Below are 19723 nucleotides of genomic sequence, written 5' to 3' on the forward strand. Positions count from 1 at the left end.
TATTAAATTAATTTTTAGACAAAGCTAAAAAAATAATTCCATCAATGTAAATATATTTTATATATTTGTTTTTTAATCTTTTAATAATGACTAAATCACTTGAAGAAGTTCACCAATCGGTGGCGACTCAAAATAAAACTACAATTTTCAGAAAAATATTAGCCTTTTTTGGTCCAGCCTATTTGGTTAGTGTGGGGTATATGGATCCGGGGAATTGGGCGACGGATATTGCAGGCGGAAGCCAGTTTGGTTATTCTTTGTTGTGGGTATTGCTGATGAGTAATTTAATGGCATTGCTATTGCAAAGCTTAAGTGCCCGACTCGGAATCGTTACACAACGCGATTTGGCGCAAGCTTCCAGAGAAACCTATTCAAAACCCATAAACTACATACTATACTTTTTGGCAGAAATTGCGATAGCAGCCTGCGACCTTGCAGAAGTATTGGGAATGGCAATCGGGATCAATTTATTGTTTGATATTCCGCTTATCGAAGGGGTTTTAATTACGGTTTTGGATACTTTTTTGTTGCTTTTTTTAATCAATAAGGGCATCCGAAAAATGGAAGCTTTTATTATTGTATTGGTGGCGATTATTGGTTTTTCCTTTGTATTCGAAATGATTTTTGCCCAACCGGAATTGGACAAAGTTCTTTACGGTTTAGTTCCTTCGATTCCAAGTGAAACGGCATTATACATAGCTATCGGGATTATTGGGGCAACGGTTATGCCACATAATTTGTATTTGCATTCCTCATTGGTACAAACCCGAAAATTTGATAGAAGTCCAGCTGGAATCAAACAGGCTCTGAAATACAATTTTATCGATTCAACAATTGCGCTCAACTTAGCGTTTTTTGTAAACGCTGCTATTTTAATTTTGGCAGCGGCCACATTTTATAGAAATGGTATGTTTGAGGTTGCCGAAATTCAAGATGCTCATCGATTTTTGGAACCGCTTTTAGGAAACAAATGGGCTCCGATTTTGTTTGCTGTTGCCTTAATTGCAGCTGGTCAAAGTTCGACTATAACAGGAACATTAGCAGGTCAAATCGTGATGGAAGGCTATCTGAATTTGCGTATCCAACCTTGGGTTCGAAGAATAATTACACGGTTAATTGCTATTATTCCTGCAGTTATCGTGATTTTAATTTATGGCGAAAGCGTAACGGGAAAATTATTGATTTTAAGCCAAGTTATTTTGAGTTTACAATTAGGGTTTGCTATCATTCCGTTAATTCATTTCGTGAGTGACAAAACTAAAATGAAAGGATTTCATATTTCTAGAACAACACAAATTGCAGCTTGGATTATAGCTTCCATTATCGTTTCATTAAATGCGAAATTGGTTTTTAACGAAATCAGTGGTTGGCTTGAATCTTCTGAAAATCCAATTGTACTGTGGTTAACAGTTGTTCCTTTGGCACTTTTTTTTCTGGGACTATTACTTTATATTGTTTTTAAACCATTTATTACCAAGGCAAAACAGGATATTCAAAATCATTCACCACATCTTTTGACTTTGAAATTTTCTTCAGTTGGAACTTATTCAAACAAAGACATTGCTGTTTCAGTTGATTTTTCTGATGCTGATGAAGTTGCTTTGAATCATGCTTTCGAATTGGGTGGAATGGATGCAAAATATACTTTAATACACATAGTGGAAACCGTTGGAGCTATGGTTTATGGGGAAAATATTGACGATCATGAAACGTTGATAGATAAAAAGTTATTGCAGGAATACAAAGAGATGCTTTCGCAAAAGGGCTTTACAATTGAAACAGAATTAGGATTTGGAAATCCTACTAAAATTATTCCAACGATAATAAATAATGGTAGTTTTGATATTTTGGTCATGGGAACTCATGGCCATACAGGCTTGAAAGATCTAATTTTTGGAACTACAGTCGATAAATTACGCCATAAAATTTCAATACCTTTGTTGATTGTAAAAAAATAGTAGCTGAGGCTCTGAGTGGCTAAGTTTCTAAGGGTTTTTTAGAAATATTTAAGCTTAGAATCTCAGAATCTTTAAACTTAGAAACTTTAAAAAATGACTTTCTCCGAAGAAAATTACCTAAAATCCATATATCATCTTACTACTAGTCTGGATAGTGAAGTAAGTACCAATGCTATTGCCGAAATGATGGAAACCAAAGCTTCATCAGTAACAGATATGCTAAAAAAATTGGCAGAAAAAGATTTGGTTAATTATAAAAAATACCAAGGAGTTTCATTAACAGAAAAGGGAAAGCTAGCCGCCAAGATGATTGTGAGAAAGCACCGTTTATGGGAAGTGTTTTTGGTTGAGAAGCTTGATTTTTCTTGGGATGAAGTTCATGACATCGCCGAACAACTCGAACATATCAAATCTGAGAAACTGATCAATAAGCTCGATGATTTTCTTGGAAATCCTACAGAAGACCCACACGGTGACCCAATTCCCGATGCGCAAGGCCGAATAATTACGATAGAAAAGCAATTGTTGTCTGAGTTATTGGCAAATCAATTTGGGATATGTGTAGGAGTAAAAGACAATTCTTCCGATTTCCTGAAATACCTCGACAAGCAGCAAATTGGACTGGGAACTAAAATTGAAGTAGTAACTAAAGAAACTTTTGATTTGTCTTTGAAAATAAAAGTAAATGATATCGAATTTGTTATTTCCAATAAGATAGCAAGTAATTTATTTGTTAAAGTGATTTAAATCAATTGTTTGTCTCGAATCGAAATTTAATTTACGAAATTTAATTTGTGAATTAATTTTGGTCAGCTGAGGTAATTTTATTAGTATTAACAAAACATTGCAAAAAGGTCTGTTTATTTGGCACAAGATTTGATTTATCTGTAATATATTCTAATAGAGGAATAAATTTATTAAGTTTTGTTTCCTATATTTACAATACAAATTTAAATCATAATGTTATGAAAATAAGATTTTTATCAGTTCTAGTAATTGCAATGAGTTTGATTGGACTAAACGGTTTTTCTCAGACAACTAGTGATACTGGAGAATTAGGTTTGCCAGGAGACAACTTAGATCTTTATGCGGTATTGGATCTTTTTCAAAAGTCCAAAACAATTGAAGATTTTGAGAAGTCATTGAATGACGAAAAAAGTAAAATAAATAATTTGGATTTAAATGGCGATAAAAAAGTTGATTTTATCAAAGTTGAAACCAAGAAAGATGGAGATGACTTTACATTTATTCTTAGAGACCCTATCAGTAAAACTGAAACTCAAGATGTAGCTGTTATTTTCGTGTCAAAGGATAAAGACAAAAAGATAAGTTTACAAATTGTCGGCGACAAAGATTTATATGGAAAGGACTATATTGTAGAGCCCGTTCCTAAAGGCAGTGGTGGAGTAACTTCTAATCCAGCCTATACAGGGTCCAATCCGGTTACAGTGAATGTGCCTGCTCCAACCACTACGGTTGTTGTTGAGCAAGCCCCAATTGTGCAATATGTGTATTCACCAGCGTATGTGCCTTATTATCCTCCTTATTACTATGGATATTATCCTCCTTATTTTGCAGCTGCAGCCTTTACTGTTATGGCAGTAGGGATTTATCGCCATAACCATTATCACTATCATGGCGGAGGCTATGGTTATCATAATTCCAATGTTTATATTAATCATAATAGTTACAATAACTATAACAACAACAGTAGAAACACTGCGAATAATATATCGCGTGATAACATAAACAATAGTAGAAACAATAATATCAACAACAGCAGAAACAACAATAATTTAAATTCTTCAAGAGATAATAAAGCTTCTGCTTCGACACGTGATGGAAACAGATCTTCTTCTGGACGAGATGCTAATAAAGCTTCTGCTTCGACAAGAGATGGCAACAGATCATCTTCTGCTAACAGACCTTCTGCTTCAACGCGTGAAGGCAATAGGTCATCCTCTTCACCGAGACCATCGTCTTCTAATTCAATGAGTTCATCTCGTTTTAATTCTGGATCTGGTTCTAGTTTCAATAGAGGAAGTAGCGGTGGTAGTTACAGATCTGGCGGCGGCGGCGGCGGTTACCGAGGTGGCGGTGGCGGCGGATTTAGTGGCGGAGGTGGAGGAAGAAGACGTTAATCGATTCCATAGTATTCTGTAAATAGAAAATAAAAAACCCTGATAAAAGAATATCAGGGTTTTTTTTATGTGCAAAAAATAAAGATTTAAACGATTTTCCTTTGTTGATTTATTGTTGAAATAATGCTATTCATAAAGCTATAATTGAAAAACAGCATAATTAATTTTGGGAACATTTTTTAGTAAATAGATTGACGTTTTTATTCGTTTGGCAAATCGGATGTACTCATGTCTCTTAAACAAACATATTTACCATCTCTTTTTACAAATAAACTCATGTAATTTCCTGAATTTACAACTGCATCTGTAGAATCTGTTACTTTATAAGTACCAACTTCTACGACTTGATTTCCATCATTAGATACAAATACCTCGTCGGTTTTGAATGAGATTTTTCTACCTACCGAAATAGTGTCTCTGTGGGTTTTTAGGAATTCAACTATTGCAGCCTTGCCTATTACTGGTTTGCTGTTTTGCGGATAGGTTATTGCGTCATCAGCATGATATCCTATGTTTTTGACTATTCCAGCATTGTATGTTTCGGCAAATTCATTTTCCTTGGCTTGAATTTCTTCTTTGATTTGGTTAGTGTCAATTACAGCCGCAGCTGGTTCTTCTTTTTTACAGGAAATTAATAATAACAATACACTTGATACAACTAATCCTTTAATAAACGTTTTTTTCATAATATTCTGGTTTTTTTAAATTTAGGCATTAAGGAATTGAAAATTAATGACATAAATTTAAGATAAAAAATGGAAAGAAATGTTTTTTATATCAGAAATTAGACTATTTCATGATGTTTTGATTAAGATTATCAGCTACTTTTAATGTTTTGAACAAAAAATCTAAAAGAATAATTTTATTTTTTGTAAAAGTAGTTTAAAAATGGCACCAAGTATGGATTTATAAGGAATAGAAACTTTTGCTTAAAAGCAAAAAAAACATTTTTAAGATTATTGAAAATTCAATTAACTACACCCACAATCACCGTCTCCGCAGTTTTTATTCGATTTTTTTTTGAAGAAAAACTTTCGAATCAAAAAAGAGAGTGCAATTACAAGAACAGCAAAGGCGATTATTTCTTGAATCATGATGTTGCTATTTTAGAATTTGAAAAGCAATTAATGCAACGACATAGGCCAATATACTCATAAAAACGAGCTGACCTGCAGGCCATTTCCAGGAGTTGGTTTCTTTTTTGGTAATCGCAAGTGTACTGGCGCATTGCATGGCAAATGCATAAAACATAAGTAATGATATTCCTGACGCAAAGTTAAATATCTTTTCGCCAGTTATAGGGTTCACTTCTGCCGCCATTTTATTTTTTATAGTATTTTCATTGTCTGTTCCACCTACACTATAGATGGTTGCCAAAGTACCTACAAACACTTCTCTGGCCGCAAACGAACTGATGATAGCTATTCCGATTTTCCAATCGTAACCCAATGGTGAAATAACCGGTTCTATACCTCTTCCCATTAATCCAATGTAAGAGTTTTCTAATTTTTGCGAAGCGACAGCATTATTAAATTCTGTTTCAGATAATGGATTTGTTTTTGTGTTTTCTATCACAATGGCTTCTGCGTTTTTGAATTGTTTTCCGGGTCCGTAAGAAGCCAAAAACCACAAGATGATAGATATTGCCAAAATGATTTTTCCTGCGCCAAAAACAAAGGCTTTTGTTTTCTCAATTACGTTGATGACAACATTCTTGAACAAAGGTAATTTATAGTTGGGCATTTCTACCACAAAGAATGTTTTGCCTTTTACCTTTAGAATAATATTCAAAATGTAAGCCGATAATATCGCCATTCCAAATCCAATTACATACAAAAGCATTAAGGTTAATCCTTGAAGGTTTAAAATTCCAAAAACATAAGTGTCGGGAATAACCAAGCCAATGATAATGGCATAAACTGGCAAACGAGCTGAGCAGGTTGTAAAAGGTGTTACCAGTATAGTGATTAAACGCTCTTTCCAGTTTTCTATATTTCGAGTTGCCATAATTGCTGGAATAGCACAGGCTGTTCCGGAAATTAAAGGGACTACACTTTTTCCAGATAATCCAAATCGGCGCATGATTTTATCCATCAAAAACACCACGCGACTCATATAGCCACTTTCCTCGAGTATCGAAATGAACAAAAACAAAAAGGCAATTTGGGGAATGAATATCAAGATACCTCCGATTCCCGGTATTATTCCTTGCGAAATCAAATTGGTTAACATCCCAGAAGGTAGATGTTCGCTTGTCATGGAGCTCAAAGTTGCAAAAGAGATATCGATAAAATCCATTGGAATTTTGGACCATTCAAAAATAGATTGAAAAATCACAAACAAAATCACGAAGAAGATAGCGTAACCCCAAACTTTATGGGTAAGTACTCGGTCTAATTTGCTACGGAAATCCTTGGCAACGCTGGAGTCAACTTTTAAACCTTCTTTTAAAACATCATTGATGAATTGATAGCGCTTGATAGTTTCTTTTTGTTGCAGTCGTTTTAAATCCGAATGGGATTTAGTAAACGTGCTGCGGATTTCATTGCGTTCTAAATTCAAAAAGTTGACATCCTGCGTAATAACCAGCCATAGTTTATATAAAAGCTGATTAGGAAACGCTTGACGAAGACTGTTGAAATATTCGGTATCAATCACAGAAGCATTCAAACAGGGTTCTGCCGAAATGGTTTTATAACTAACGATTAAGTTTTTCAATTCCTCAATCCCATGTCCTTTTCTAGAACTAATCAGTGCAATTTTAGTTTTTAAATGTTCTTCAAGATAAGGTATGTCGAGACTAATGCCTTTGTGTTCCATTCTGTCGGCCATATTGATGACCAAAATGGTTGGAATTTCAAGGTCTTTTATTTGGGTATAAAGAAGTAAATTTCGCTTTAGATTCTCCACATCGGTAACTACAAGAGCTACATCTGGGTAGAGACGGTCGTTTTTGTTAAGCAAAAGTTCGATAACGACGCTTTCATCAATAGAGCTTGCATTCAAACTGTAAGTTCCGGGTAAGTCAAGAATGTTGGCTTTGATGTTGTTGGGCAGTTTGCAAAAACCCATTTTTTTCTCCACCGTAATTCCGGGATAGTTTCCCACTTGTTGATTCAAGCCCGTAAGTTGATTAAAAACCGAAGTTTTCCCCACGTTTGGATTTCCAATTAATGCAACGTTGATGTTTTTTAAACTCATTTTTATTTGTTGTTAATGAGTTCAACTTCAATTTGTTTGGCGGTTTCGATGCGAATGGCAAGATGAGAACCGTTAATGTCAAGATACAAAGGATCTCCAAAAGGAGCAATTTGAAGTAATTCGACTTCATTTCCTGGCAAACATCCCATTTCCAGAAGTTTTAAAGGGATAATATCGATATCAAAATCCAGTATGATGGCTTTTTGGCCTTTTTTGAGAGAATGTATCGTTGTTTGCAAAACTTATTTAGATTGAATTAAGATTACAAAAATACATTTTTTATTATAAATATAGTTGACAATTATCAGATTTACTCATTTTTTTCATTGGAGCAAAGCCAATTAATGTCTTCAATTAATCGCTGAACATCTTCTTTTTTGGTACCATCATAAAATCCACGGACACGTCTTTTTTGGTCAACCAAAACAAAATTTTCGGTATGTACCATATCATACAATTGTTCCGGTTTTCCAAGCTTTACAGCCAAATAGGATTTTCTGGCCATCGTATAAATTTCTTTTTTGTCGCCTGTGACCAAATTCCACTTTCCATCAATGACACCGTATTTTTTTGCATAGATTTTTAATGCTGGAACACTATCTGTCTCTGGAAAAACGGTATGGGAAAGCAACATAACTTTTGGATTGTTTTTGACTGCATTTTGTACATCGACCAAGTTGGTGGTCATTTTTGGACAAATTGAGCCACAAGTTGTAAAGAAAAAGTCGGCAACATATACTTTACCTTCATAATCTTTTTGGGTAATGGTTTTTCCGTTTTGATTCACAAAAGAGAAATCGGCAATCGTGTGGTACTTGCTGATGTATTGTACCGTACTATCCACCAATTCTGGGTTTACATCCGAAGGATTGTAGATTGGCAATGTTTTACTGGGTTTCAAAGCCGAATAAAACAAGTAAAGTGTTATGATGGAGAAAATCAATACGACACCAATGTAGGTTCTGTATTTTTTTAGAATAGACAACATAAAATTAATTTGGTGCAAAAATACAAAAAGGAGTTTCTTTTTTGGATATTTTACCTATTGGATGGGAAAAAGATTCAAAATTTGGTGATTTAATATGATTCAAAAATATGAAATCCCATTCTTCTTTGTGTAGAATGGGATTTTATATGGAATTATTTCAACAAATATTCTTGCATAAATCGGATTAATGCAAGACGTTGGTAATCGATATTTGCTTTTTTTCTAAAGCCATGTCCTTCGTCTTTTGCTTCAAGATACCAAACCGTGTTGCCTTGTGCTTTTAGTTTGTCCCTCATTTGGATAGCTTCTGTCACAGGAACCCGAGGGTCATTTTTTCCTTGAACGATAAACATTGGTTTTTTAATTTTATCAGTATTGTTCAAAGGCGCTATTTTATTGAAAAAAGCTGCCATCTTTTCGTCTCTTTCGTCTCCATATTCAGCTCTCCTTAAGTCTCTTCGGTATTCTTCTGTGTTTTTTAAAAACGTATTAAAATTAGAAATTCCAACTATATCAACAGAACATTTTAATTTGTCTGCATAATGATAGGCAGTGGCAAGTGTCATATAACCGCCGTAACTTCCGCCCATAATCATTATTCTGTCTTTGTCTAAATCGGGTTGAAGCGCAATCCAGTCTAGTAATGCTCCAATATCTTTTACTGAATCTTCTCTTAAAAACCCATTATCTTTTAGCAAAAATGTTTTGCCAAAACCAGAAGAACCTCTAACATTTGGAAAAATTATGGAAACTCCCATTTCATTTGTATAATAATTACCGGAACCTAAAAAAGAAGCAGATGATTGTCCTTCGGGACCACCGTGGATGTTGATGATAACGGGTCTTTTTCCTGTGAATTTTGGTGAAGCGGGATAATAAAAACCCGAAATAGTTTGGTTATCAAAGCTTTTCCATTCAATGAATTTAGGTGTAGACATATCGGACTGTTGCATTTCGCCAAGTTCACTCGCTGTCCATTGCTCGATATTGCCTGTTTTTATATTTAATTTATAAACATCGGAAGCTGTTTGGGCTGTAGATTGTGAAAAGAAAATATTTTGATTGTCTTTGGTGAAATCGGCTCCACTAATAAGACCAATAGGAATATTTTTGACTTCCTGATATGATTTATCGGCAGTATTCATAAGATACATCTTGTTTAGGCCCGCTTCATTGGTTATAAACACAATTGTTTTTTTGTCATCAGAAAGTGAATATTGTTCTACGTCCCAAGGAATTTTAGAAGTATGATAGCCTACTTTTTTTGTTTTTAAATTCAGGGTGGCCAATCGTTTGAATTCATTGTCACGATCAGTCACAAACCAAATTTCATCTGCAATATTGCTGTATTCAGCATTGTTTTGAACTATATTTTTAGATTTTCGATCGGTAATTTCGGTAATTTTTCCGGTTTCTGTGTCTAATGACCATAAGTAGGATTCATTTGCAGAAATAAATTCGCTGACCAATAATTGTTTATTGTCTTTTGAAATATCCTGAATTCCCCAGCCACCGCCTTTTACTTCAAGGATAAGCTTGTTTGAACTGGGATTGTTGGGATCCATATAATAAATATCTCTATCTCCTCCGTTTCTTTTGGTAGAGGAATAGTAAAATCCTTTTCCATCTTCACGCCATGTCACACCGCCATTTTGCGATTTTCCACCATCGGTGAGTAAGGTAGATTGAAGTGTCTTTAAATCCAATTTAAATAATTGACCGAATTCATTACCACCAATATCTTTGGAATAAATAAGATATTCACCTTTAATGGGTTCATAGGAAGCACCACTTACAGGTTCATCAAAAAAGGTGATTTGTCTTCTTGCACCTATGGGTTGGGATACGAGGTGTAATTGTGAAGTCGATCCAAATCGGGTGCTGATTATGACTTCGTTTTTTGTAGGATGAATTTCAGCCAAAGTTGCTCCTCTTGCCTCAGAATATTTTTTGACCTGACCCGCCAACTCACTTGGAATTGGAGCGATGTTTTCGGTCACTAAGTTTTCATTAGGAACGATAACATTTTGTTTTTGCTGAGCATGGACAAACGATAAACCAACGAAAGTTGGAATTAAAACAAAAATTTTGATTTTCATAAATACCCTTTATTAAGATTTATACTGTTTTTTTCGCATAGCTAAGTTAATCAAATATAATCCAATTAAAGTTATGCTACCGCCAAAGATAATTGCAGTGGTTAATGGTTCCCCAAAAATAAAAGCTCCCAGAATAACTGCAACTATTGGGTTCACATAAGCATAGACACTGCTCAATTCGGTTGGTAGTTTTTGCAGGGCATAAATAAAAGCAATAAAGGTCAACACAGAGCCAATAAAAACCAAATAGAGAATGGACCACCAAGAATTGGCAGGAATTTCCGAAAGCGGAATGCTAGCACCAGTAGCACCTACAAATGAAAAAAGAAAAATACTGGAAATAAACATTTGCAATCCCAAACTAAAATAAGGGTTGAAACTCGCCGCTTTTTTCTTGGTATATAAAGTACCAAAAGCCCAAGTAATCGTTGCCGCTATCGAAAGAATTATTCCAAATTGAAAGTCGGGTTGTAAAAAATCAAGTAAGTGTTCATAAAATATAACGCAAACACCTCCAAAGCAAACCAAAATTCCCAAAACAGCCAGTCTGGTGACTCTTTCGCCTTTAAAAATACTGATGAATACAATCCATAAAGGAACCATAGCCCCAATGATTGCGCCCAATCCACTGCTGATGTATTTTACACCCCAAGTACTGAGTCCATTGCTTAAAACAAAATTAAGTAAACTTAGAATTATGATAGTATTCCATTGTTTTCCTTTGGGCCAAGGTGTTTTTTTAAACAAGAAAAAGGCAAGATATAAAGATCCTCCAATAAATTGTCTAATGCCAGCGAGTTGTAATGCTGGCATGTGTTTAACGCCTTCTTTGGAAGCCAACCACGTGGTACCCCAAAAAAAGCTAACCCAGCATAAAGCCAAAATTGGCAACCCAATGGAATTTATTCTTGACTTAAAAGCGTCTTTTATATTTGTTATCAACTTATAAATTATTTTTAATAAAGGCGTAGCCTAAAACAGTTTCTACTTTATCGCTCAAAATCAATTTTCCAATTGAAGGTTTTGAGTGGTCAAATTGTGGTAAAGGTAAGATTAATTCGATTGCTTTTTGTGTATAATAAGTTTCTCTTGTGGGATGAAAAGGACTCACACCATTGTAGATTTCGTTCCAAGAATTGGTAGTTATGATTTTATGTATAATGCCGATGCAATCTTCTTGATGGATGAAATTGATGGGTGTTTCGGGGTTTTCAAGATTTGTTTTTCCAGCCAAGAATTTGGCAGGATTTCGGTCTTTGCCAATGAGTCCACCAAAACGGAGAATCGTGGTTTTGAAGTTGGGGTTATTCTGTAAAAGTGATTCCACTTCCAGTAATTGTTTTCCGCTTTCGGTATCGGGTTTAGGAATAGTTTCTTCGGTTATCGTTCCATCGACTTCGCCATAAACGGAAGTTGAACTCACAAAAAGTACATTTTCTATGGCCGATTTTTCAATATAAGGAATCAAGGTTTTTATCTTTTCCACAAATATCTTTTCATTTACAGTTGTGATATCGCTATTTTTTCCTCTCAATTGAGGCGGAATATTGATAATCAAAGTTTCACTTCCATCGAGAAACTCTTCGATGGCTCCAGTTATACTTTTGCTGTCAAGCGAAACTAAAAAAGGGTTAATGCCCAATGATTTTAAAGAAGTAAGTTTCTCTTCAGATGTAGTTGAACCTTTTACAGAGAAACCATTTGTTAGTAAGGATTTCGCCAAAGGCAAACCCAACCAACCACAGCCTAATATGCTTATATATTTCATTGGAGATTGATTTCAGTTTGCAAAAAGCCAATAAAATGGTTGAAATAATCCGGATATTGTTTTTCGGCTCTAATGGCGATGTAATGTTTTCTTCTGAGCCCATTTTTACCAATTTTTATGGCTTTGATCGGACTGTTTTTTAAATAAGGTTGCAATGCCCATTTTGCCATAGACATTACGCCCATATCGGCTTTGACCATTTCGATGGAGGCTTCAGTGAGGGGTAATGGTGTTATTTTTTTAGGTGTTACTTGGGCTGGCGCCAAAACCATTTGATGAATCGTAACCGTTTCCATCGGCAGTGAATGAATGATTAAATGTTCATCTACAAAATCTTCTGCAACCACATATTTTTTATTGGCCCAGGGATGATTCTCAGAAACAGCCATAACGACTTCATCCTGAAAAAGCTCCAAATATCTTATTCTATCATCTTTGATTTGGTCACTGACTATTCCAATGTCGATTACATTATCCAATAGTTTTTGTAGCGGATAATGAGTGGCTTCGGTAACAATTTTCAATTCAACATTTGGGTATAAATTATGAAATTGTTTTAAAACCGAGGGCAACCAATGATAACTGGAAAAACATTCAGTACTAATACCGATTTCTCCAAATTCCCCGAAAACCATCTCTTTTATTTGGTGCTCTGTTTCCGAAAGTTTGTCGAGAATCTCATTTGCAATTTCATATAATTTCTCGCCTGCTTTGGTCAGAACCAGTTTTTTGTTTGTTCTCAAAAACAGCTGTGTACCCAATTGGTATTCGGCTTCTTTAAGTTGATGGCTCAAGGCCGATTGCGTTAAATGCAGTTTGTCTATCGCCTTTGTGATGCTTCCTTCTTCGACAATTGCCTTAATCAATCTTAGATGTCTGATTTCCATTTTTTGAAAATTGTTTTCACAAAGGAACAAAATTTATACTTGGATTTGTATGAAAATAATTGATGGGATAGATGAATTCTTTTCGTTTTTATGGTAAATTTAGTTGCCCTAATTTTGGATTATTAATCAATCTAAAAAGCAATATTAATGGAAGAGCAAATAAAATACTATGAAAACAAACTGGCCTTCGAAATGGATCCGTCCGATTTGTTTGACGCCTTAAATAACGGAGAAAAAGTAATCGCTCTCGATGCCCGAAAAGCATTTGGATTTGAGGCAGAACACATTCCAAACGCGATTAATATTCCGCATCGTGAAATGAGTCCTAAAACAACAGCCCATTTGGACAAAGACGTTTTGTATGTTACCTATTGCGATGGAATAGGCTGTAATGCTTCCACGAAAGGAGCTTTAAATATGACCAAATTAGGATTTAAAGTAAAAGAATTAATTGGTGGAATCGAGTGGTGGAAATTTGACGGCTACGCGACTGAAGGAACTAAAGGAAACAAAGGGGGGCTGAAATTTGAATGTGCCTGTTGATGGAATAGTTTATAAAAAATGCGGTTTCAATAGAAGACCGCATTTTTTATAAACTAGAACTTATGACTCTTATTGAATTCTCAAACTATCCTTTACGACCTTTAAACTATCAGTTATTGCTGGTTGTACCAAATTTGGATTTACAACAGGTGCAACGTATTTTGGAGTTCGTCTTATTTTTTGAGTAATGATTATTGCATTATTCAACACAAAAGGAGTCGGCATCATCCAGCTTTCTCTTGGAGTCATCGCAAATAGCGGATTGACCATCAAATCAAATGAACTTTCCATAACATGCATATCAAGAACAGTCGATCTGTTCAGTGTGAATTGTAATACCAAGGGTTCATTATCGATTACATAATAACTTAATAGTTTTTTCCCGTTTCGTTCCAATTCGGTTCCTTTTTGTCCCAATGTACTAACTCCATTGGCTTTAAAATTGTAAAAAGTCATGATTTCATCGGCAAAAATATCATAGCGATTGACTTTTCGATTTGGAGTGATTTGTATTTTTAAATATCTTTTAAAGCCTACTGTGCTGTCTTTGAGAAAAGTAATCGTTGGTTTTGCAATTCCTTTGTTTGGAGCTTCATTGGCATACGTGAACTCTGAATTATATTTGCTAAACAACTTCAAATTATTGAAAATTTTTGCTCCTTTCGGATTTTCTCCCAAATAACCTTTGGTCCAAGAATCGAGATTAGTGTCGTATGTTGCCCAATGTGCTTTGTTGTTATCAGCATTATAGAGATATACCAAACTATTAGATTTAGCTTCTCCTAATTCATAATCCGAATGATATTGTGCTTTTGCCAAAAAGATAACTGCGATTAAAAAAAACGACAATGACCAGCTTCCTTTTTTGGTGAAAGCCCCAAAAATAGGCAGCAATATGGCAAATGTTAAAACAGTCAAAATCGCACTGCCAAACAATACTTTCAATCCTAAACCTACAGGGAACATTTGGATAAAAGGAGTAATAATCAGCAAAGCGGGAATTCCACAAATAAGGTTTACAATCCAATTGGATCTTTGACTAAAAACAAAAACTGCAAAAGCAATAAGTCCAAAATAAACAGGAATAATCAAGAATCCTGCACCACGCAAACTATTAGCAAGGAAACCATTTAGAACAATCCAAAACAGAAGAGGAATGACATAATGATTCATCGTCACTTTTGGTTTAGAAGCTATATTATAAAAGAAAAAGCAAATCGAAAGGCTAAGTAATACAAAGGCTGTAATATAATCGTGTCCATTATAGGTAAAGCCGTTTAGTAAATCATTGTATTGTGGATTCAACAAGAGCAATCCTTTCCATCCATAATAGGTAATCAATCCAGTAAAAATCAAAGAACCCAAAAATGGGAAAAAACCTTTCATAATATCGTTCAGTTTCAGCATTCTTTTGGCTTTGCCAAGAAATACCAAAATGACCAACAAACCAGCGGCAATCAATGTCATTGGCAGAACCCAGTCAAAAGGATAACTAATAAACGTAAATGGAATCGTAAAATAAACATCATCGCTCGTTGAAGCCGCGGCATTCAAATCGGTATTCGAGAAATAATTCAATAACGGCATCAAATAAGAGCCTTGATGTTTCAAACTGTTTTTGTCCAAATGCGTCACATCATCCTGTTGGGTATGGTAATTAAAATGACCATCGATGAAAGCAAAATTAAATCCCTGAATATCGCCCTGCTCTCTAAAAACAGTTAAGTCCGTATCATTCGGCAACATTTTGTAAATGCTATACATCAACGAATTCGAAACAGGGTAAGTAGCGTCCGCTTTGGCAAATTCTTTTACCAAACCAGAATTTCCTTTGTTGGTTTCCATCAACATATAACTTGGTCCCGAAGAACCACGGGCTTCGAAATTCAAAACCAATCCTACTTCTTTTGCCCATTGGTGTTCGGTAACAAAAAGAGCGGCACCATTCAAACCTAATTCCTCAGCATCGGTGAACAAAATAATGATGTCGTTTTGGTGTTTGGTTTTAGCATTCAAGAAAGCACGAACGCCCTCCAGAATCGTTGCCACACCCGATGCATCATCACTCGCTCCATGTGAAAAAGAATGCGGTGCACTGTCATAATGTGAGAGCAGTAGCAATGCTTTGGTGTTTTTAGTTCCTTCGATGCGGCACATTATGTTTTTGGATTTCACCAAATTCCCCCAGTCACTCAATGTAAAACCTTCCTGAACTGTAGTTTCCAATCCCAGTTTTTGCAATTCTTGGATAATATAATTGGCAACAACTTCATGGTTTTTGGTGCCCACGTAATGCGGTTGTTTTGCAATCGCATTAATATGTTCCAAAGCTCTGCTGGTGGAAAACTCCGTTACTTTTTTTTCCTCATCAGGCGACCACGATGGCATTAAAAAGGCAAATAAAAAGCCCAAAATCCCAAGGATGATGACAACAGCTATAATGGAGGAATAATTCTTTTTCATAATTGGGGTATTAAATTTCTTTTTTAACTAGCACATAATAATCATTTTCCAAAACCATATAGCCTTGGTCGTACAGGAAATAGTAGGTATTCCCTGATTTGGTATTCAAAATATTGGTAAAAAATTCAAAATCAAAGCCCTTGCTCATCAGCTTGGCTCGTGTTGTTGTGGATTTTCCTTCGATATTCAGTTCCGACAAAATTCGGTAATTTTTACGCAATTTGTTGTTGATATTGCGCATATAATTCGTACTATCCTTATTTATTTTGTTGTTGTAGGCATTTCGGCAACCGTCACTGCAGAATTTTTTGTCTTCACGACCTACAATAGGTTCTCCACATTCAAGGCAGGTTTTCATGGTTCTATCTTTTTTATTTGATACAAATCGGTTCTTCGGTCTTTGAGGATTCTTACACTTCCATGTTCGTGTAATTCTTTGAGCAATCGTAAATCGACATCGACAATCAAAGTCATTTCGGTATTTGGAGTAGCTTCGGCTTTGATACCATTACTTGGAAAAGCAAAATCCGAAGGGGTGAAAACCGCCGCCTGTGCATATTGAATGTCCATATTATTTACTTTCGGCAAATTACCCACACAACCCGCGATGGCTACATAACATTCGTTTTCTATCGCTCTGGCTTGGGCACAGTGTTTCACTCGAATGTAGGCGTTTTGAGTATCGGTCAAGAAAGGAACAAACAGTATATTCATTCCTTCATCAGCCATAATTCTCGAGACTTCCGGAAACTCTACATCATAGCAAATCATAATTCCAATTTTACCGCAATCGGTGTCAAAAGTCTTGATTTCAGATCCGCCTTTCATTCCCCAATGTTGTACTTCGTTTGGCGTTATGTGAATTTTGGTGTACATCTCCGAAGTTCCGTCTCTTTTGCACAGAAATCCAACATTATATAAATTTCCATTTTCAAGATGCGGCATACTGCCAGAAATGATATTTATATTATACGAGATAGCTAACTCCTGAAACCGTTTACGAATAGGTTCAGAGTGTTTTGCCAATTCCCGAATAGCTTCGGCCTCGGTCAAATGATTGTAATCGGCCATTAAAGGAGCAATGAAGAGTTCTGGGAAAACTGCAAAATCGCAAGTATAGCCCGAAACCACATCTATAAAAAATTCCGACTGTTCAAATAAAGCTTCAAGATTGCCCAATGATCTCATTTGCCATTGAATTAACCCTAATCGGATAACATTCTTTTCGGTGTTTATGAGTCTTGGACTTTCGTCAAAATAGATGTTATTCCATTCGAGTAAAACAGCAAATTGTTTGGAATCTTCATCGGCCGCCAAATAATTTTTCATAATTCGCAACACGTGAAAATCATTACTCAGCTGAAATGAAAGCACAGGATCGTGCAATTGTTTGCTTTTTACTTTGTCTATGTATTTTGTTGGTGTCATTTTATCGGCATACTGACCGTAACTCGGAATACGTCCTGCAAAAACAATCGCTTTGAGATTCAGTTTTTCACACAGTTCCTTTCGGGCATCATATAAACGTCTACCTAAACGCAATCCGCGATAATTTGGATGAATGAAAACATCGATTCCGTACAATATTTCCCCCTGCGGATTATGTGTCGAAAACGAATAATCGCCAACTATCTGCAAATAATTGTGCTTTTTATCGACCAGTCTTTCATCTACAATTAATGATAGGGCAGAGCCCACCACTTTTCCGTCGACGAGAATAACCAATTGTCCCTCTGGGAAAACACCCAATAATCTCTGGATATCATCGGCACGCCAATAGGAATCCGCCATTTCGGGATACGATTCTACCATCGAGTTTTTGAGTTGTTTGTAATCCTCAAAAGCTAAGTTCCGCAATTCTACTTTTTTTATTTTGGCCTGCATAATGGAGAATTTTAGGTGTATAATTGGTTTAAATGAACATCAATTTTTTTTGGAGTCAATCATTGGCTTTATTTGTTTCTGATTTCCTTTATCCAAATATACTCAAAAATTTCCATTTACAAACGGTTACAAATAATTACAACCGAAAGTAAGTAGTTAGTAACCGAATAACTTTTGGTAGTCATCGCATCTTTGCCAAGTCGAAATGAAACAAGCATTGTCAATTTCAACAAAACAATTATATACACACTAACATTTAAATTTACACGCCATGAAAAACAGAGTTCAATTGATCGGAAACGCAGGAAACGACCCAATAATCAAATCTTTTGAAGGAGGAAAAAAATTAGCTAATTTGACTATAGCTACAAACGACAGTTACAAAAACGAAAAAGGGGAACGTGTAGACCAAACCGAATGGCACACTGTAGTGGCCTGGGGAAAAACCGCTGAGATCATCGAGAAATACGTAACCAAAGGAAAACAAATTGCCATAGACGGTAAACTAACCCACAGAAGCTACGATGACAAGAACGGAGAAAAACGATATATCACCGAAGTAGTTGTTAAAGAAATTATGTTACTCGGAAAGTAGACTTCAGGAAGCAGTTTTCAGAATAGAGAAGGTTGACTTAGAGGCTGGTTCATGAAGGAGAGTTGAGCGTTTTAGGTATTGTTTTACCACAATATCGTCATGCTTACACAGGAAGTATCTCAACTATTTGAATGAGATGAAAATTTAATAAAAAAAGAGTTCCGTTATTGCGGAACTCTTTTTTCAATACTTATAAATTAACTATTACGACGGTTCCTTACAAACTAATAGGGAATTAAAATATATTTTATGTAATTCTATATGTCAACTAGAAGTTATGCTGTTTTTTTTAGTAAATCAAACATAGGACAACGACTGCAACGCTTTTTTTCGCTTTTCTTGAATTTTTCACAACAACTGGATTTACAATTTCCAGCCAATTGACAACTAGATTTGCAGCTTTCAAGCGCTTTTAATTTTTTAAGGATTTCTTTTTTCTCCTTCTTTTTTTTCTTGTCCTTTTTCTCCTTTTCTTTTTCTTTCTTGCTCAAGGTAATTGCGAATTATTGTTATGAATCTGTTCGGAATTTTGGTATAAAGAATTTAAAACCAAGACAAATGTATGTTATTCTTATCTGTTCTAAATAAACTTTAACACTTTTGGAACAAAAAAAATCCCCAAAATGCAACTCAAGCATTTTGGGGTTATTATTTATGAAGGCTTCTCTTAATTATTTGGCTGTCGCTGCTGCTGCACTGGCTATTGCCATCTGTTGAATATCACGATCAAAAAGATATAATCCGCCTTTGTCATCACCTATAAGGTTGATTTTGTCCAAAATGTTTTTAGCAGTTGCTTCTTCTTCGATTTGCTCGGCTACATACCATTGCAAGAAATTATGGGTCGCGTAATCTTTTTCTTCAAATGTGATGTGTACCAACTTATTAATTGATTCCGAAACAAAAATTTCGTGTTTGTAAAGTTCTTCAAACATTCCTTTGAAAGTTTCATAAGTCGTTTTCGGTGCTTTCAAGTCGGTAACTTGGGCGTGACCGCCTCTTTCGTTAACGTACTTGATTAACTTGAGCATGTGTAAACGCTCCTCATCAGATTGTGCGTACATAAATTGTGCGATTCCTTCTAGTCCATTTACCTCGGCCCAACAAGCCATTGATAGATAGGTTTGAGAAGATTCTGCCTCAATACGAATTTGTTTGTTCAGCGCGGTTTCGATATTTTTTAACAACATGATTTC

18 protein-coding genes are annotated in these 19723 nt (G+C 35.4%); 5 read left to right on the plus strand and 13 right to left on the minus strand.

Annotated features, from left to right (window positions below; translation table 11 throughout):
* Positions 1-86: 86 nt before the first annotated feature.
* The 3 genes from J2W95_RS08945 (at position 87) to J2W95_RS08955 (ending at position 4099) form a co-directional block, all read left to right on the plus strand.
* Positions 87-1958, plus strand: a complete 1872-nt coding sequence (locus J2W95_RS08945) for an Nramp family divalent metal transporter (RefSeq protein WP_310006083.1) — start codon at positions 87-89, stop codon at positions 1956-1958.
* 93 nt (positions 1959-2051) lie between these two features.
* Entirely contained in the window at positions 2052-2705 is a 654-nt protein-coding gene (locus tag J2W95_RS08950) for a metal-dependent transcriptional regulator (RefSeq protein WP_310006084.1), read from the plus strand.
* A gap of 218 nt (positions 2706-2923) precedes the next feature.
* Positions 2924-4099: a hypothetical protein gene (locus tag J2W95_RS08955; RefSeq protein WP_310006087.1), complete on the plus strand. Its 1176-nt coding sequence runs from the start codon at positions 2924-2926 to the stop codon at positions 4097-4099.
* A 200-nt stretch (positions 4100-4299) separates the two neighbouring features.
* Here the strand turns inward: J2W95_RS08955 and J2W95_RS08960 are convergent, their stop codons facing one another.
* The 9 genes from J2W95_RS08960 to J2W95_RS09000 form a co-directional block, all read right to left on the minus strand.
* On the minus strand, positions 4300-4785 hold the full coding sequence (locus tag J2W95_RS08960) for a YybH family protein (RefSeq protein ID WP_310006088.1): 486 nt from the start codon (positions 4783-4785) through the stop codon (positions 4300-4302).
* A gap of 285 nt (positions 4786-5070) precedes the next feature.
* Positions 5071-5193 carry a FeoB-associated Cys-rich membrane protein gene (locus J2W95_RS08965; RefSeq protein ID WP_310006090.1) on the minus strand — a complete coding sequence of 41 codons (123 nt, stop codon included), beginning with the start codon at positions 5191-5193 and terminating at the stop codon, positions 5071-5073.
* A gap of 7 nt (positions 5194-5200) precedes the next feature.
* Complete coding sequence (gene feoB / locus J2W95_RS08970; RefSeq protein ID WP_310006092.1) at positions 5201-7300, minus strand: ferrous iron transport protein B; 2100 nt, start codon at positions 7298-7300, stop codon at positions 5201-5203.
* A gap of 2 nt (positions 7301-7302) precedes the next feature.
* Positions 7303-7539 carry a FeoA family protein gene (locus J2W95_RS08975; RefSeq protein WP_310006094.1) on the minus strand — a complete coding sequence of 79 codons (237 nt, stop codon included), beginning with the start codon at positions 7537-7539 and terminating at the stop codon, positions 7303-7305.
* Positions 7540-7610: 71 nt separating this feature from the next.
* Positions 7611-8288 (minus strand): SCO family protein, encoded by a 678-nt coding sequence (locus J2W95_RS08980; protein WP_310006096.1) that lies wholly within the window; start codon positions 8286-8288, stop codon positions 7611-7613.
* Positions 8289-8440: 152 nt separating this feature from the next.
* Complete coding sequence (locus J2W95_RS08985) at positions 8441-10387, minus strand: S9 family peptidase (protein WP_310006099.1); 1947 nt, start codon at positions 10385-10387, stop codon at positions 8441-8443.
* Between the two features lie 12 nt (positions 10388-10399).
* Positions 10400-11329 (minus strand): DMT family transporter, encoded by a 930-nt coding sequence (locus J2W95_RS08990; RefSeq protein WP_310006100.1) that lies wholly within the window; start codon positions 11327-11329, stop codon positions 10400-10402.
* Between the two features lies 1 nt (position 11330).
* Positions 11331-12155, minus strand: coding sequence for an NAD(P)H-binding protein (locus J2W95_RS08995; RefSeq protein WP_310006102.1), 825 nt, complete (start codon positions 12153-12155; stop codon positions 11331-11333).
* Complete coding sequence (locus tag J2W95_RS09000) at positions 12152-13042, minus strand: LysR family transcriptional regulator (protein WP_310006104.1); 891 nt, start codon at positions 13040-13042, stop codon at positions 12152-12154. Before J2W95_RS09000 ends, J2W95_RS08995 begins: the two co-directional genes overlap by 4 nt.
* Before the next feature lie 147 nt (positions 13043-13189).
* On the opposite strand from J2W95_RS09000, the gene J2W95_RS09005 reads away from it, so the two are divergent.
* Complete coding sequence (locus J2W95_RS09005) at positions 13190-13585, plus strand: rhodanese-like domain-containing protein (protein WP_310006106.1); 396 nt, start codon at positions 13190-13192, stop codon at positions 13583-13585.
* 69 nt (positions 13586-13654) lie between these two features.
* Here J2W95_RS09005 and J2W95_RS09010 read toward each other — a convergent pair whose 3' ends face one another.
* From J2W95_RS09010 to J2W95_RS09020, 3 genes are read right to left on the minus strand one after another with little or no spacing between them, the layout of a single operon-like run.
* Positions 13655-16048 (minus strand): M20/M25/M40 family metallo-hydrolase, encoded by a 2394-nt coding sequence (locus tag J2W95_RS09010; RefSeq protein ID WP_310006108.1) that lies wholly within the window; start codon positions 16046-16048, stop codon positions 13655-13657.
* 10 nt (positions 16049-16058) lie between these two features.
* Complete coding sequence (locus J2W95_RS09015) at positions 16059-16406, minus strand: DUF2116 family Zn-ribbon domain-containing protein (RefSeq protein WP_310006110.1); 348 nt, start codon at positions 16404-16406, stop codon at positions 16059-16061.
* Positions 16403-17932, minus strand: a complete 1530-nt coding sequence (locus J2W95_RS09020; protein ID WP_310006112.1) for a bifunctional GNAT family N-acetyltransferase/carbon-nitrogen hydrolase family protein — start codon at positions 17930-17932, stop codon at positions 16403-16405. Before J2W95_RS09020 ends, J2W95_RS09015 begins: the two co-directional genes overlap by 4 nt.
* Positions 17933-18203: 271 nt before the next feature.
* Between J2W95_RS09020 and J2W95_RS09025 the strand changes: the two genes are divergently transcribed.
* Positions 18204-18527 carry a single-stranded DNA-binding protein gene (locus J2W95_RS09025; RefSeq protein WP_310006115.1) on the plus strand — a complete coding sequence of 108 codons (324 nt, stop codon included), beginning with the start codon at positions 18204-18206 and terminating at the stop codon, positions 18525-18527.
* 671 nt (positions 18528-19198) lie between these two features.
* On the opposite strand, the gene J2W95_RS09030 is transcribed toward J2W95_RS09025, so the two are convergent.
* Positions 19199-19717, minus strand: a complete 519-nt coding sequence (locus J2W95_RS09030; protein ID WP_310006117.1) for a ferritin — start codon at positions 19715-19717, stop codon at positions 19199-19201.
* Positions 19718-19723: the final 6 nt, after the last annotated feature.

Source organism: Flavobacterium granuli, from assembly GCF_031456055.1.
In the GTDB taxonomy this organism is placed as follows: Bacteria; Bacteroidota; Bacteroidia; order Flavobacteriales; family Flavobacteriaceae; genus Flavobacterium; species Flavobacterium granuli_A.

Excerpts from the sequence above, each read along its gene's own strand:
- J2W95_RS08985 (WP_310006099.1), bottom strand. The coding sequence starts at position 10,387 with ATGAAAATCAAAATTTTTGTTTTAATTCCAACTTTCGTTGGTTTATCG.
- J2W95_RS09025 (WP_310006115.1), top strand. The coding sequence starts at position 18,204 with ATGAAAAACAGAGTTCAATTGATCGGAAACGCAGGAAACGACCCAATA.
- J2W95_RS09015 (WP_310006110.1), bottom strand. The coding sequence starts at position 16,406 with ATGAAAACCTGCCTTGAATGTGGAGAACCTATTGTAGGTCGTGAAGAC.
- J2W95_RS09030 (WP_310006117.1), bottom strand. The coding sequence starts at position 19,717 with ATGTTGTTAAAAAATATCGAAACCGCGCTGAACAAACAAATTCGTATT.
- J2W95_RS08955 (WP_310006087.1), top strand. The coding sequence starts at position 2,924 with ATGAAAATAAGATTTTTATCAGTTCTAGTAATTGCAATGAGTTTGATT.
- J2W95_RS09000 (WP_310006104.1), bottom strand. The coding sequence starts at position 13,042 with ATGGAAATCAGACATCTAAGATTGATTAAGGCAATTGTCGAAGAAGGA.
- J2W95_RS09010 (WP_310006108.1), bottom strand. The coding sequence starts at position 16,048 with ATGAAAAAGAATTATTCCTCCATTATAGCTGTTGTCATCATCCTTGGG.
- J2W95_RS09005 (WP_310006106.1), top strand. The coding sequence starts at position 13,190 with ATGGAAGAGCAAATAAAATACTATGAAAACAAACTGGCCTTCGAAATG.
- J2W95_RS08950 (WP_310006084.1), top strand. The coding sequence starts at position 2,052 with ATGACTTTCTCCGAAGAAAATTACCTAAAATCCATATATCATCTTACT.
- J2W95_RS08980 (WP_310006096.1), bottom strand. The coding sequence starts at position 8,288 with ATGTTGTCTATTCTAAAAAAATACAGAACCTACATTGGTGTCGTATTG.
- J2W95_RS08945 (WP_310006083.1), top strand. The coding sequence starts at position 87 with ATGACTAAATCACTTGAAGAAGTTCACCAATCGGTGGCGACTCAAAAT.
- J2W95_RS08960 (WP_310006088.1), bottom strand. The coding sequence starts at position 4,785 with ATGAAAAAAACGTTTATTAAAGGATTAGTTGTATCAAGTGTATTGTTA.
- J2W95_RS08965 (WP_310006090.1), bottom strand. The coding sequence starts at position 5,193 with ATGATTCAAGAAATAATCGCCTTTGCTGTTCTTGTAATTGCACTCTCT.
- J2W95_RS08995 (WP_310006102.1), bottom strand. The coding sequence starts at position 12,155 with ATGAAATATATAAGCATATTAGGCTGTGGTTGGTTGGGTTTGCCTTTG.
- J2W95_RS09020 (WP_310006112.1), bottom strand. The coding sequence starts at position 17,932 with ATGCAGGCCAAAATAAAAAAAGTAGAATTGCGGAACTTAGCTTTTGAG.
- feoB (WP_310006092.1), bottom strand. The coding sequence starts at position 7,300 with ATGAGTTTAAAAAACATCAACGTTGCATTAATTGGAAATCCAAACGTG.